The sequence below is a fragment of the Pseudomonas sp. fls2-241-TYG-175 genome (assembly GCF_030209155.1).
Lineage (GTDB): Bacteria > Pseudomonadota > Gammaproteobacteria > Pseudomonadales > Pseudomonadaceae > Aquipseudomonas > Aquipseudomonas viridiflava.
This window is the reverse complement of record NZ_JARVSO010000031.1, coordinates 1-13,471: the sequence shown is the minus strand read 5'-3', so window position 1 is coordinate 13,471 and position 13,471 is coordinate 1. Positions and strand designations below refer to the sequence as shown.

Sequence of the window (13,471 nt, the reverse complement as noted above, 5' to 3'; positions counted from 1 at the left end):
GGAGCACCCATGGAAACCGACAAACTCTACGAATTGCGGGTCCTGACCGGGCTGCATCGCGGCGCAGCACTGCCCCTCAACGGCGAGCAGTGGAGCATTGGCTCGTCCAGCGGTGCAGACCTTGCACTCTATGATCCGGGCATCAAGAACCGGCACTGCACGCTGCGACTGGTCGACGAAACCTGGTCGCTGGCCAGCAGTGAGGGGCCGGTGACCGACAGCGAAGGCCACAAGGTCGAGGCCATCAGTCAACTGGAGCCCGGCACGCCGTTCGCCGTCAACGGCGTGTGGCTGTCGGTGATCAGCGCCAACACCGAATGGCCCGCCGAAGACGACGAAGAAACGTCTCCGGCGACAGAAGACGCAGAACCGCAGCCCGCGATGCTCAGCGCCGAACGCGACGCACAACCGGTCAAAGCGCCACGCTCGCTGCTGGGCCCGATGCTGCTGGTCGCGTCATTGCTGGTGTTCGTGGGCGCCTTGATGTGGCTGCTCAAGCGAGAAGACCCGGCGCCACCCGCGCCGCAGAAACCGTCCCGGGTCGTGCTCAAGGACGCCACCGAGGTCAAGAACGTACTGCTCAAAATGCTCACCGAGCGCGAGCTGCAAAAGCGGGTCACGGTTGCGGAAGAACAGGGCAAGCTCTTTCTGCACGGCGACTTTGACGAGGACGATCTGCTGCAGTCCACCTCGCGCATGCTGCTGCGTTTCGAGCGTCAGTACAGCAGCCCGATCCAGGTGCTGAATGCCCTGCCCACGGCGACCGCCGAGCTGCCGTTCACCATCATCCAGATCAGCAATACCCGGCTGGCAAGCATCCTGACCAGCGATGGCCGACGGTTGTTTCTGGGCGACGAAGTCGATGGCGTGCGCTTTGTGGACATCAACGAGCACAAGCTGGTGTTCGAAGGCGAGCGTCGCGTCGAGGTGAGCTGGTGATGGACGCAGCGCTGGCACGTCTCGACGCCTGGCGACAGGCCCAGAGCGAGCGCTTGTCGCACTGCGCGCCGGTGCAGATCCGCGGCCGGATCGCTGGCGTCAACGGCATTCTGCTCAACAGCTACATGCCCAGGGCGAGGATCGGCGATCTGTGTGAAATCAGCCGGGCCGATGGCAGCGAGGTGATGGCTGAAATCGTCGGTTTCGACCGGCAGCACACCTTGCTGGCTGCGCTGGGACCACTGGACGGCATCGCCATCGGCGCACCGGTCAGGCCGCTGTTTCAGCCGCACAGTCTGGTGGTCGGCGAGTTTCTGCTGGGCGCAGTCCTCGATGGCTTCGGGCGTTCGCTCAGTGGCGACGGCCCGTCGGCGTTTGCCCTGTCCGGTGCCGTGGGTGCACAACCAGTGATCCGCGATGCCCCGCCCGCCACCGAACGGCCCAGAATCGATACACCACTGTCCACCGGGCTGCGCTCCATTGACGGCTTGCTGACACTGGGCGAAGGACAACGTGTTGGCATCTTTGCCGGTGCCGGATGCGGCAAGACCACCCTGCTGGCCGAGATGGCGCGTAACACGCCGTGCGAGGCCATCGTGTTCGGCCTGATCGGTGAACGGGGTCGTGAGCTGCGCGAATTCCTCGACCATGAGCTGGACGAAGAGCTACGCCAGCGCACCGTGCTGGTGTGCTCCACCTCGGACCGCAGCAGCATGGAACGCGCCCGCGCAGCGTTCACTGCCACGGCGATTGCCGAAGGCTTTCGCCAGCAGGGCAAATCCACCCTGCTGATCATCGACTCCCTGACCCGTTTCGCCCGGGCACAACGCGAGATCGGTCTGGCCAGTGGCGAACCGGCCGGACGCGGCGGCCTGCCGCCCTCGGTCTACAGCCTGCTGCCACGCTTGGTGGAGCGCGCCGGCCGCACCCACGATGCGGCGATCACGGCGCTGTATTCGGTCCTGATCGAACAGGACTCGATGAACGACCCCATCGCCGACGAAGTGCGCTCGCTGCTCGACGGCCACATCGTGCTTTCGCGCAAGCTGGCCGAGCGCGGCCACTACCCGGCGGTGGACATTCTCACCAGTCTCAGCCGGACCATGAGCAATGTGGTGGGAACCGAACAGGTCCACGGTGCCACACAGGTACGCAGACTGATGGCGGCTTATCAGCAGGTAGAAATGCTGATCAAGCTGGGCGAGTACCAGCCGGGTAACGACCCGCTGACCGATTTTGCCGTGCAGTCCCGTGACCGGATCATGGGCTTTCTTCAGCAGTCGCTGCGTGACCCGGTGTCGCTCGATGAAACCCTGGACCACCTCATACAGGTAACTGCCGATGTCCCACGATGAACATGATTCGCAGGATTCAGCCAACGACGCGCAACTCAATGGCCTTGGCGAAACGCTGGACGTCCTGGCGCCGATTCGCCGCCACAGGCTGACCCTGGCCGAACAGGCCTGGCGACGCCAGAGTCAGGTGCTCGCGGCCCTGCATGCCCGCCTGCTGAGCATGACTGACGCGCTTGAGGCGCTGCGTGAGGCGCACCGCCACTCTCGCATCGAACAGCGCGAACGGCATGCGCACCGCGCACTGCCGCTCAGTGAAATGAACGATTGGCTGGCCGCCGAGCGTCAGGCGATCCGGCAGATCGAACGCAGTGAAAAGCAACTGAGCGACCTGCAGCATGAGCATCAGCAGCAAAAGCTCTGGGCCGAAGACAGCCAGCGCGAATTGCGCAAACGTCAGCGCGATGTGGAGAAGCTGGACTTCCTCGTCGATCTGGCGCGGGAGGCGTCATGACCGCAAAGCCTGCCCTTCACAAACCGGTGCCGCCGCGCCCACCAGAGCCCAAGCCTCGCCCGACCGGCAGCTCCGGCAACGAGACAGCCCAGCCAACGACCCGCTTCGAACGTCGCGAGCATGAACCCAGCGAAACCCGTCACGAAGGTGAATTGTTCGAAGCCATGATGAGCGCGCCGAACGATATCGGTTTCTGGGGCGGTGCCGACCTGCCACAGACGCTGCCCGATCCCTGGCGCGACGGTGAGCGACAGGGCGGACATGCAGGGACACCGCCCTCCCCGGTAACACCCTTGTGGGACCCGCTGATCGAACCGATCGAAGAGCACCTCAACGCCGACGACCAGATGCCCATGGAAGCGACCTTTGAACTGCCCGAACTGGGCAAGGTGATCGTGCAGGTGGTGCCGCGTGCCGACGGGCTGGACATCGCACTGCGCTTTGCAAGAGACGTTGCCTTGCAGCGTTGCCAGGAATATCGCGAGGCTAGCCGTGAGTGGCTCAGCCAGCGACTCGGCCGCCGCATACGCCTCACCCTCGGACAGGCAGACCAGTGACATGAATGCACATGCACTTGATTTACGCGCCATCAGCAACGCCGAGGCCAGCGCCCGGCAAAGGATCGGCAGCGGCCTGAGCCTGCCGTTCGAACTGGATCAGCAGCAAGGCTGGCTGGACCTGCGCCTGAGCGCGTCACCGAACCCGGCACGCCATGAAAGCCAGCTGGACAGCGCGGCCGGGGCCTTGCGACTGACCGAGGCTGAAGCTCTGCTGGGACTGTTGTCCAGTTGCCCGGCCCTGATGCCGCACGCGGATTCGGCCAACGATGAACATCATTGGTACTGGCAGTTGTACAACCACTACCTGAGCCCGGAACTGCAGGACCTGTTCGGCGACCTGCAACCCCTTGATGCACCGCCAGCGCAGGGACTGGACTGCCTGCTGCAGGCAAGGATCAACGGCCTGCGGGTCAGCGCACGCCTGTCTGCGGCTCCCGCGACGCTGCTTGACCTGCTCGACCGGGGCCAATGGCAGGCCGAATCTGCCGCCATGCCGTGGCAATGGCCGATCAGCGTACCGCTGCTGCTGGGTCATCTGAACCTGAGCCCTTCGCAACTGGCCAGCCTGCGCCCGGGCGATGTGCTGTTGCCTGATCACTCGCTGTTCACACCGGACGGCCAGGGCACCCTGCAACTGGGCGGGTGCCGCTTGAGTCTGGCCCAGACCAGCGCCGACGCACTGTGCTTCACCCTCACCGAACTGGAGCAAATCCCCATGAACGCCACGATCGACCACTTCTCTGCCGCCGACGATCATCCGCTGCACCTGGATGATATCGACGAGCACGAGCACCACCCGGAAGCAGACAGCACCGACGCCAACGAAGACGGCCTGCAGCGCTTCAATGACCTGAGCATGGCGCTGACAGTGCGGGCCGGCAACCTCTCCCTGAGTCTGGGGCAATTGCGCTCGCTGGCTGTGGGTTCTGTGCTGACCTTCAACGGCTGCACGCCCGGCCACGCCATGCTTCACCATGGCGAACGGGTTCTGGCGCACGGCGAACTGGTCGACGTCGAAGGCCGCCTGGGTCTTCAGATCACCCGCATGGAAGCGCTGCGGTGAACCTGCAGGATGCCAATCCACTGACGCTGGCGCTGTTTCTCGGTGCCCTGTCACTGGCGCCCCTGCTGATGATCATCTGCACCGCGTTCCTGAAAATCGCCATGGTGCTGCTGATCACGCGCAACGCCATCGGCGTCCAGCAGGCGCCGCCCAACATGGCCCTGTACGGCATCGCTCTGGCCGCCACGCTGTTCATCATGGCGCCGGTGTTCAGTGAAATGGGTGACCGGGTCAAAAAGCTGCCCGAGCACCTGGACACGTTCGCGGCCATGGAAAGCGCCGGCAAGCATGTGGTGGAGCCCTTGCGCACCTTCATGACGCGCAATCTGGACCCTGACATCCAGACCCACCTGCTGGAAAACACCCAGCGCATGTGGCCCAAGGAAATGGCCGACAAGGCCAGCCGCGACGACCTTCTGCTCGTGGTCCCGGCCTTTGTGCTGTCCGAGCTGCAGGCCGGTTTCCAGATCGGCTTTCTGATCTACATCCCGTTCATCGTCATCGACCTGATTGTCTCGAACATTCTGCTGGCGCTGGGCATGCAGATGGTTGCCCCCATGACCATTTCGCTGCCGTTGAAAATTCTGCTGTTCGTGCTGGTGGATGGCTGGACGCGCCTGCTCGACGGACTCTTCTACAGCTACATGTGATCGCGCGAGGCACTATGGAAACCCTGACGCTGTTCAAGCAGGCGATGATGCTGGTCGTGGTGCTGTCTGCGCCGCCGCTGATCGTGGCCGTCGTGGTCGGCGTCATCACCTCGCTGCTCCAGGCGGTGATGCAGTTGCAGGATCAGACCCTGCCGTTCGCCATCAAGCTGGTCGCCGTCGGGCTGGCGCTGGCGCTGACCGGGCGCTGGATCGGCATCGAGTTGATGCAACTGGCCTATCTGTCATTCAGCATGATCAGCCAGACGAGGGCCTGACATGTTCGAGCCCGCGTTCAAGGAACTCAGTGAAACGATCATTGCACTGACCATCGGCATGGCGCGTCTGTACCCCTGTCTGTTTCTGATTCCGGCGTTTGCGTTCACCGAGCTCAAAGGCATGCTGCGCCACGCCATCGTGCTGGCACTGGCGCTGATTCCGATGCCTGCCATTCGCATGGGATTGACCGGGCATGAGCTCGACTGGCTGGATCTCTGCGCCCTGCTGCTCAAGGAAAGCGTAATCGGCCTGCTGCTGGGCCTGTTGCTGGCCATGCCGTTCTGGCTGTTCGAATCGATCGGCTGCCTGTTCGACAACCAGCGCGGTGCGCTGGTCGGCGGGCAGATCAACCCGGCATTGGGCGACAACACATCGGAACTGGGCCACATGCTCAAGCAGGTGCTGATCCTGCTGATGATCCTCGGCGGTGGCTATGCAAGCCTGACGCAGATCATGTGGGACAGCTACCTCGTATGGCCTGCCACGCAATGGGTGCCGGTGACCGGAGCAGCCGGTTTCGAGGTGTACCTCAAGCTGGTGGCCAGTACCTTCCGCTTCATGGTGCTGTATGCCGCGCCGCTGGTGGGTCTGCTGCTGATGATCGAATTCGGCATGGCGATTCTCAGCCTGTACAGCCCGCAGCTTCAGGTGTCGACCCTGGCAATGCCTGCCAAGAGCCTGGCCGGTCTGTTTTTTCTGGTGCTGTACATGCCCATGCTGACGCTGCTCGGCGAAGGCCGCCTGGCCGATCTGAGCGACTTGCGGCATCTGCTGCCGCTGATGCTGCACACCCCCTGAAGCCCTGCCTGCCGGACCTTGAGCCATGAGCGAAAAAACCGAAGAACCCACCCAGAAAAAGCTCGACGACGCGCGCAAGAAGGGTCAGGTCGGACAAAGCCAGGATGTACCCAAGCTGTTCATTTTCGCGGCGCTGATGGAGATGATTCTGGGGCTGGTGGATGGCGGCATGTCGCGCCTCAAGGCCTTGATCGCCCTGCCCCTGACCGAGCTGGACCGGCCGTTCAATGCGGCGCTTGGCGAAGTGCTGACCAAGGCGGGCTGGGAGCTGTTGCTGTTCATGCTGCCGGTGCTGGGGATTGCCGCCGCCATGCGACTGGCGGGCGGCTGGGTGCAGTTCGGCCCCCTGTTCGCAACCGACTCGCTGAAGCTGGATTTCGAGCGCCTGAACCCGATCAACCAGTTCAAGCAGATGTTCTCCTCCAGGCAGCTGTTCAACCTGTTCAACAGCCTGTGCAAGGCCGTGATGATCACCTGCGTGCTCTACGTGCTGCTGCCTCCGGCGCTGGGCGATCTGATCGGTCTTGCCCGCACCGACCTGGACAGTTACTGGATGGCGCTGGTCGAGCTGTTCACTCACCTGTCGCGGACCTGCCTGGGGTTGCTGCTGGTGCTGGCAGGATTGGACTTCGCACTGCAGAAGTACTTCTTCGTCAAGGGCCAGCGAATGAGCCACGAGGACATCCGCAAGGAATACAAGGAGTCCGAAGGCGACCCGCACATGAAATCCCATCGCAAGGCGCTGGCCCGTGAAATCACTGACCAGCCCGGCAGCGCAGCACCCGCCAGGGCACCGGTGGAGGATGCCGACATGTTGCTGGTCAACCCGACGCACTTTGCCGTGGCCCTGTTCTACCGTCCGGATCAGACGCCGCTGCCACGCATCATCTGCAAGGGCCGCGATGCCGAAGCCCGCGAACTGATCGAGCGCGCCCGCGAGGCCGGTGTGCCGGTGGTGCGTTTTGTCTGGCTGGCGCGAACGCTGTACCGCGAGAACGTCGGCCAGTTCATCCCGCGCGCCACCCTGCAGGCAGTGGCTCAGGTGTACCGCCTGCTGCGGGAAATGGACGAGCAACTCAAGGGCGATGTGATCGAAATGCCGCATTACTGAGGACGCGGAACCAGTTCGGCGCGCACTCCACTCAGGCAAAGGAATCCTTCCTTTTACAGCCCGGACATCCATCGCGAGGTTGTCCTGGCCAGCCATGACATTGGAGAACCTCGATGCTTCCAATCAACAACGCGCCCATGACCGGACAGGTTCAGGGCACAACCTCCCAGGGTCACAATCCACACGGGCTGGAGCAGCGCCCCGAGCCGCCGACCCAGCGCGCCTCAGTGTCGGTCGTTCAGTTGGGCAAGCAGCCCGTACAAGTCCCGGTGACGCAACAGTCCGATATCCCCCCGCGCACGTTCGGTTCGACGCCGGGCGCTTCGACGTCGGCGGCAGTGCCCGAGCAGACCGCGCCGCAACTGGACGCCGACGATATCGCTCATATCAGCTCGGCTCGACGCCCGCCGGTCACGCGTTCGTCCTCCACAAGCAGCGAGCGTCCGACAACAGCGCTGCAACGGGAGCTGTCTTTCAAGGATTGGCTACCCAGCCAGGAAAGCTCACCGGCACGCTCCGACCATCCCTCTAGCCCGCCTCGATCAGGCGGCAGCACACCGGCACAGAGCCATGCTTCGGGCAGCACGCAAGACGCGTCTCCAAGACCTCAGTTGACCCGCAGTGCCGCAGGCAATGCTGGAACCTTCCGTATGGAGAACGGCAACCTGGAGCGCAACACACCCTCCATCAACATCATTTCCCTGGACGCCAAAGGTCGACCGGATTTCGATCACTTCATTCCATCCGCACTGGGTAACCTGCTCAAGGACCGGCTGGGCCAACCGGGCAAGAGCTATCTGGCCACAAACTCGGCGAGTGACCGCGATCAAGTGCTGCTCGAGCCCAAAGGTCATCTGGTACAGATAGCCCAGACCGACGCTGCTCTGGCCTTGCTTCGCAGCAGCAAACCGCTGAGTGTTCCGCCTGGCAGCAAACCCGACAGCCTGAAACTGCAACGCGAAGACAACTCGGCAAGCATCGCCGGCCACGACAGTGGCGCCCAGTCATTGCCGGACAGCGCCCACATCGCTCATTTGAGCGGTGCCCATCTGGACAGCAGCGGAAAGCATCTGCGGCTGCAGGACGAGAAGCTCTACGAACTGCATCCGGCAACCGCGACCTGGTCTCCCAGCGAAGACAGCAAGGAGACCACGTTCAGCCACCTTGCGACCCAGGGCGATGGCAAGGTTTACGGCCGGACGGGCGATACGCTGGTCAACCTCTCCAGTAGCGAAAAAAACAAGCCGGAGATGAAACTTGAAGGCCTGACGGCGCATTCGGTCTCTCCGGATGGCACCGTGGCGATGCTCGCCGGTAAAGACACCCAGACCTTGCAGTTGGGCGAAATGGGCAAGGTGCCAGACAAGCACCTGACGCTTGAACTCAACGATGGCAAATCCGAAGCCAAACATGTCGGCCTGACCCGTGACCGCCTGTTCGTGGCCGACGCCGAAGGCCAGCTCTACAGCGCCGCGCGAAAGGACCTGAAAAGCGAAGACGGCATACTGCACCTGCAACCCGAGAAAAATTTTCAGCCTGAAGACTCGACTCTGGGCAAGCGCCAGCAGGTCACAGGCTTCCTGAGCGGTGAAAACGGTCAGTTGCACGCGCTGATCAAAAACGATGTCGGCGACATCCACAGCCACACCCTCGACGAGGCGAATTCCAGCCTGCGCAACGGCTGGAACCTGACCGATGTGGTGGTCGTCGAGAACAGGCGCGGCCTGCCGGAGGGTAAGGTGCCGACCCCGGAAAACACGTTCGATCTGGACCGCAACGGTCGGGTGGGCATCGTAGACAACCGTGTACAGAAATGGGATGCAACCACGGAAGGCTGGAAGGACACCGGCGTCAAGGACATCGACCGGTTGCAGCGCGGCAACAACAGCAGCGCTTACGTGCTCAAGGACGGCAAGATCTCCGAACTGAAGGTCAGCCCCGAATACACCAAGACCTCGTTGAGCGGCACCCACAACCTCAACCAGCCGACCCGCTCGACCAAAGTTGAAATGGGCGATGCCATCGAAGGCCTCGATGACCGCGTCATCAAGGCGTTTGCCATGCTCAACGACAAGCAGTTTGCCGCCGTCGATGATCAGGGCCGCCTGACGGCCCATCACAAGACCGGCGAGCCTACCGAGCTGACCCGCAAGGACCTGTCCGGCGAAGTCGCCTCGCTGACCCTGGACGAGAACCACAACCTGCACGCCACGACCACCACGGGCGAGTTGTACTTCATGTCCAAGGACGACTGGCAGGCACCGGAATCGGACCCCAAGCCTGACGCGAAATGGCAGAAAATCGACACGCCCGGCAATCGTCCGGTCGACAGTATCCGCAAGGAGGGCAACAACACTGTCAGTGTGAAACTCAAGGATGGGGCGCCTGACGAGGGCTCCTTCGTCCTCAAGGACAAGCAGTTCCAGCCGATGGAGCCGCGCAAGGAGCCGGAAAACGGGTTGAACAATCTGTTCGGGCGACTGGATGATGGCTCGAAAAACGTCAAGATTTTCGGCACAGGCAACACGTTGAAAATCAGCAGCACCCTGGCGGGTCGCAGTGACACCTCGCTCAGTCACAAGTCGAGCGTAAAGGAGTTCATTCCGGCTCACATCGTGAAACCCGACCTGAATATTCCTCGGCCGATCATGAACGGGTTCTACCACATCCAGCATCGGATCAAGGGCCGCGAAGGGCTGCAGGAGGTGTATCAGGCAGAGGCACCCGTGTTCAAGGAACTGACCGAGATCAAGAACTCCTCCAGCCCCGCACCTCAGCCTGGTAACACCTTGAAGGAGCGTATATCCCGCCTGGATCTGGGCCCGGAAGGCAAACAGCTGGTCGAGGATCTGGAAACGCTGCGCGATGACCTGGAGAACCACAGCCACGGTGTGGTGCAGCAATTGGGACAGAAGACGGGCGTGCTCAACCTGCACGGCGAATTCATCAAACCCGAGCGCAAACCGACGCAAGCCCAGATCGCAAAAGCGGAACACGCCAAGCCGATCAAGAATGATCTGGCTGCCGATGTACAGGGCGCGTTGAGCAAGGTTGCCCCCTCCTCCGAAAACCCGGCCGGTGCTCTGCTCAAACGACTCAATGACAACGGCATGAAGCTCAAGCACCTGGACGGTGATACGTCTCCCGATCACCGGCGCAGTCAGAGTGACAAGCTCGCCTTGAGCAAGGCGCGTCTGGCGCTGGACGTCGTGACACTGGACAAGGTAGGCAAGCTGCTCGACAAGGCCGAGACGCGCAGCCCTGAAGTGGATAACGCCACCCATGTGAAAACGCTCAAGACCGAGCTGAACGCACTCAACAAGCAGTACAACGACAACCCCGTCAAGGTCGTGACCGAAATGGGCTTCAGCGGACATAAGCAACTGGAAGACGGCTACGACAGCATCAAGTCGTTTCTCAACGGCTTCAAGGACCCGACTCACGCCACCAGTGTGAACATGCGCGCGGCGATGGGTGCGACCAGCCAGGCGGATCTGGCCGACAAGATGAAAAGCGCGCTCAAACACCTTGAGCACCCTGACGATGAAATCGCCATGTCACGCAGCTATGGTGTCACTGCGACCACCCCGTTCTTCAGCCTTGCCAACCTGGGTGCAGGACCCTGGCCCAGCGCGTCGGTCGGCGTGGCACGCAACTACGCGTTCAATGCCGAGCGCGGTGACAAGGGTGTGACGGTCTACATGTTCCACGAAGGCGGTGTCAGCGGCAGCGCGGGCGTGGGCGGCGGTCAGAGACTGGTGCCCAACTTCGGTGAGTACAACATCAATGATCAACGGGGTTTTATGGCCCTTCGACTCGGCGGCGACGGCACCTTACAGGGAACCGGTATGTCGCGCAGTGGCACAGCCTTCACCGTGCCTGACGAAAAAATCGACCAGTTTGTCGACGATCTGTTTGGCGGCAAGGTTACCGCGCTGGACGTGCTCAAGAACGGCACTGCCCACGAAGCGCACTCGATGAAGCGCTTCAATGGCGATGTGACCGGGGGCGTAGGTGTCGAGCTTCGCGTCGAGCTGGGACTGAGCGATCCCAATGAAAAAGAATGGACCGCAGGCGCCCGGGCAGGCATCGGCGCCAACATAAACCTGAACCTGGCCACATTTACCAAGTACTCGGCGACCCAGGAAAACGACAAGGGGCTGCTGGACGAAAAATCCAACAATCGGGTCCGTTTTGCCAACACCGCCGGCGCCACCGCCTATGCACGCGCCCAGATCAACCTAGGCCACACCGACCAGACCGCTGCCGCTCAGCCGGCAACGACGACACAGCCTTCAGCAGCAGCCCCGACGCCTGCTGCAGTGGCACAACCGGGCGCACAGGCCTCTGCATTCGGCCCTAATGCGACGATCACTGCGTCAATCGATTCAAAGACCACCAAACGCACCAAGTTCCAGACCAAGGAAGGGGTGGCCATGACGACCGCTGAGCTGACGAAGCTGAGCAAGCAGCTGGACGGTGCCTTCAAGGACAAGCCTGCACAGAAAGAGCTGACGCGACTGGCCGATGCCAAACAATCCGAATACGCGAACAAGACGCCGAAAGAGAAAATCCAGGCGCACCTGGATGGCCTCAACAAGCTCTTCGAGGACCGTTCTCCGAATAACAGTGCGCAAAAAGCTGCGCTACTGAGCCTGAGCCGCGCAACAACCAAACACGATGCAGCCGTCGATAAACATTCGGTGCTCGACAACGCCCGTCATGAAAGCAACTACACCAACCTCTCGCGTCTGGATGAGCAAAGTGTCGCCTCGAAAATCATGAGCATGCTCGGCAGTCTGCACTCGCCGAGCAACGCCGAGAACATTGCCAAACTGATCGCCGAGGAGCCCAACCTGAAGTCGCTGATCGGCCAGATGAAAGCCAGCCCGGGCACGATGGCACGGGTTCGCCTGGAGCCTAAGGACGAGATGATGCAAAAAATCGACAAGGGTACCCGCGAGGGCCGCATCACCCAGAGTGACATCATCGGCATGCTCAATGACCGCGACAACCTACGGATCAAGGCCATTACGGTGTTCAAGCTGGCGGGCCAGTCCGACGGTTTCACGACCCCGACGCCTCTGCTGAGCGCCAGCAGCTCGGCGGCAGTCAACGTCAACAAGACGCTGGCCAAGATCAACTTCAACTACGGGGAAGATCAGAACAGGCCGAGCAGCTTCAGCGTCGACGGTGAGATGTCTCGCCCGACCAAAGAGGTTATCGCCACGGCGCAAGCCTTGAAAAAGGACGGGATGGAATTCAGGGCCTGACGCGCCTGCGTTTTGTCCAGTGCCTGTTGAATACGCTCGTGGTGCAGCGCTGACTGCACCACGAGCTCTTTTTAGCGTTCTCAAGGAATACCGAAAATGACCACGGCCTTTTATTCGCTCGACGACTTTCCCGCACTCGCTCATCTGGTTGCCAATTGCTCCGTGATTCAGCAAGAGGTCGCCGCAATGGACGCGCCGTTGCTCGACATTGATCGTACCGACAAGTCCCATCAGCAGGTCCACACCGAAATCAGCGAACACCTGCAGCAAGGGGGTGATTACGGCTGGCTCAAGGGTTGGGGGGCAGAAGGCGGCAACCGGGACTGGACGCAATACGCGCTGCTGTTCAGGGACACGCCCATAGGCCCGGCCCAGGCGACCCTGCCGCGCACCCTGGCGCTGTTCGCACCGCTCAAGGGCATCAAGGTGCTGGCGCTGGCCCGTCTGGCACCGCACAGCCTGTTGAGCATTCATCGCCACCCCGAACTGACCGACGAAGGCCTGCTGCAGATGCACATCACCCTGAGCGCAGCAGGCGAAGCGAACTTCTCGTACCTGAATGTGGCGGGCGAGTTCTATCACCAGCAACCGGGAACAGGCGCGATCTTTGACGGCGCGCTGGATCACTTCGCGGTCAACGCAACGCCGGTCCCGCGAACGATCATCTACATGGAGTTCGAAAAAGAGCGCTTCATGAAGCCCGCCACCCACTGACACCTCTCCCGAAGCACCGCTTAACGTTATACACAAATCTGCCTCAACACTGATCGTGCCCATCGCTCTGAAGTGGGCATGCATCCCACGAAGCTCTGCGCCACGTTCGACAGCGGACGCGGAGCGTCTTGAGAGGCGTTGCCACGCGGAGCGTGGTAACGATCAGCGTGCGGTAGCGGATACCGATCGTACCCACGCTCCAGCGCTCATCGTTATACACAAGCCCGCCTCGACACTGATCGTGCCCATCGCTCCGCGTGGGCATGCATCCCGTGACGCTC

Annotated in this window: 11 protein-coding genes; all 11 read left to right on the top strand. The window is 61.9% G+C overall.

Annotated features, from left to right (window positions below; genetic code table 11):
* The first annotated feature begins 9 nt into the window (after window positions 1-9).
* Window positions 10-939, top strand: coding sequence for an FHA domain-containing protein (locus tag QRN20_RS20275; RefSeq protein WP_122518291.1), 930 nt, complete (start codon window positions 10-12; stop codon window positions 937-939).
* A complete protein-coding gene (locus tag QRN20_RS20270; RefSeq protein ID WP_122518292.1) occupies window positions 939-2,294 on the top strand; it encodes a FliI/YscN family ATPase in 1,356 nt (451 codons plus the stop codon). Before QRN20_RS20275 ends, QRN20_RS20270 begins: the two co-directional genes overlap by 1 nt.
* Window positions 2,281-2,745 carry a type III secretion protein gene (locus tag QRN20_RS20265; protein ID WP_122413152.1) on the top strand — a complete coding sequence of 155 codons (465 nt, stop codon included), beginning with the start codon at window positions 2,281-2,283 and terminating at the stop codon, window positions 2,743-2,745. Before QRN20_RS20270 ends, QRN20_RS20265 begins: the two co-directional genes overlap by 14 nt.
* Entirely contained in the window at window positions 2,742-3,302 is a 561-nt protein-coding gene (locus QRN20_RS20260) for a type III secretion system HrpP C-terminal domain-containing protein (RefSeq protein ID WP_122414543.1), read from the top strand. Before QRN20_RS20265 ends, QRN20_RS20260 begins: the two co-directional genes overlap by 4 nt.
* Before the next feature lies 1 nt (window position 3,303).
* Complete coding sequence (gene sctQ / locus QRN20_RS20255) at window positions 3,304-4,368, top strand: type III secretion system cytoplasmic ring protein SctQ (protein WP_122518293.1); 1,065 nt, start codon at window positions 3,304-3,306, stop codon at window positions 4,366-4,368.
* Window positions 4,365-5,018, top strand: coding sequence for a type III secretion system export apparatus subunit SctR (sctR, locus tag QRN20_RS20250; RefSeq protein WP_004885168.1), 654 nt, complete (start codon window positions 4,365-4,367; stop codon window positions 5,016-5,018). The genes sctQ and sctR overlap by 4 nt, the downstream gene beginning before the upstream one ends.
* A gap of 14 nt (window positions 5,019-5,032) precedes the next feature.
* On the top strand, window positions 5,033-5,293 hold the full coding sequence (gene sctS, locus QRN20_RS20245) for a type III secretion system export apparatus subunit SctS (protein WP_004885167.1): 261 nt from the start codon (window positions 5,033-5,035) through the stop codon (window positions 5,291-5,293).
* A gap of 1 nt (window position 5,294) precedes the next feature.
* A complete protein-coding gene (sctT, locus tag QRN20_RS20240; RefSeq protein ID WP_004885166.1) occupies window positions 5,295-6,092 on the top strand; it encodes a type III secretion system export apparatus subunit SctT in 798 nt (265 codons plus the stop codon).
* A gap of 25 nt (window positions 6,093-6,117) precedes the next feature.
* Window positions 6,118-7,203 (top strand): type III secretion system export apparatus subunit SctU, encoded by a 1,086-nt coding sequence (gene sctU / locus QRN20_RS20235; protein ID WP_004885165.1) that lies wholly within the window; start codon window positions 6,118-6,120, stop codon window positions 7,201-7,203.
* Between the two features lie 113 nt (window positions 7,204-7,316).
* Window positions 7,317-12,476, top strand: coding sequence for an AvrE-family type 3 secretion system effector (locus QRN20_RS20230; RefSeq protein ID WP_122491316.1), 5,160 nt, complete (start codon window positions 7,317-7,319; stop codon window positions 12,474-12,476).
* A gap of 96 nt (window positions 12,477-12,572) precedes the next feature.
* The gene (locus tag QRN20_RS20225) at window positions 12,573-13,190 is read left to right on the top strand and encodes an aspartyl/asparaginyl beta-hydroxylase domain-containing protein (RefSeq protein WP_058430538.1); all 618 of its coding nucleotides are present in this window, start codon (window positions 12,573-12,575) and stop codon (window positions 13,188-13,190) included.
* The last annotated feature ends 281 nt before the right edge of the window (window positions 13,191-13,471 follow it).

Excerpts from the sequence above, each read along its gene's own strand:
- QRN20_RS20275 (WP_122518291.1), top strand. The coding sequence starts at position 10 with ATGGAAACCGACAAACTCTACGAATTGCGGGTCCTGACCGGGCTGCAT.
- QRN20_RS20265 (WP_122413152.1), top strand. The coding sequence starts at position 2,281 with ATGTCCCACGATGAACATGATTCGCAGGATTCAGCCAACGACGCGCAA.
- sctS (WP_004885167.1), top strand. The coding sequence starts at position 5,033 with ATGGAAACCCTGACGCTGTTCAAGCAGGCGATGATGCTGGTCGTGGTG.
- QRN20_RS20270 (WP_122518292.1), top strand. The coding sequence starts at position 939 with ATGGACGCAGCGCTGGCACGTCTCGACGCCTGGCGACAGGCCCAGAGC.
- QRN20_RS20225 (WP_058430538.1), top strand. The coding sequence starts at position 12,573 with ATGACCACGGCCTTTTATTCGCTCGACGACTTTCCCGCACTCGCTCAT.
- sctQ (WP_122518293.1), top strand. The coding sequence starts at position 3,304 with ATGAATGCACATGCACTTGATTTACGCGCCATCAGCAACGCCGAGGCC.
- QRN20_RS20260 (WP_122414543.1), top strand. The coding sequence starts at position 2,742 with ATGACCGCAAAGCCTGCCCTTCACAAACCGGTGCCGCCGCGCCCACCA.
- sctU (WP_004885165.1), top strand. The coding sequence starts at position 6,118 with ATGAGCGAAAAAACCGAAGAACCCACCCAGAAAAAGCTCGACGACGCG.
- sctT (WP_004885166.1), top strand. The coding sequence starts at position 5,295 with ATGTTCGAGCCCGCGTTCAAGGAACTCAGTGAAACGATCATTGCACTG.
- QRN20_RS20230 (WP_122491316.1), top strand. The coding sequence starts at position 7,317 with ATGCTTCCAATCAACAACGCGCCCATGACCGGACAGGTTCAGGGCACA.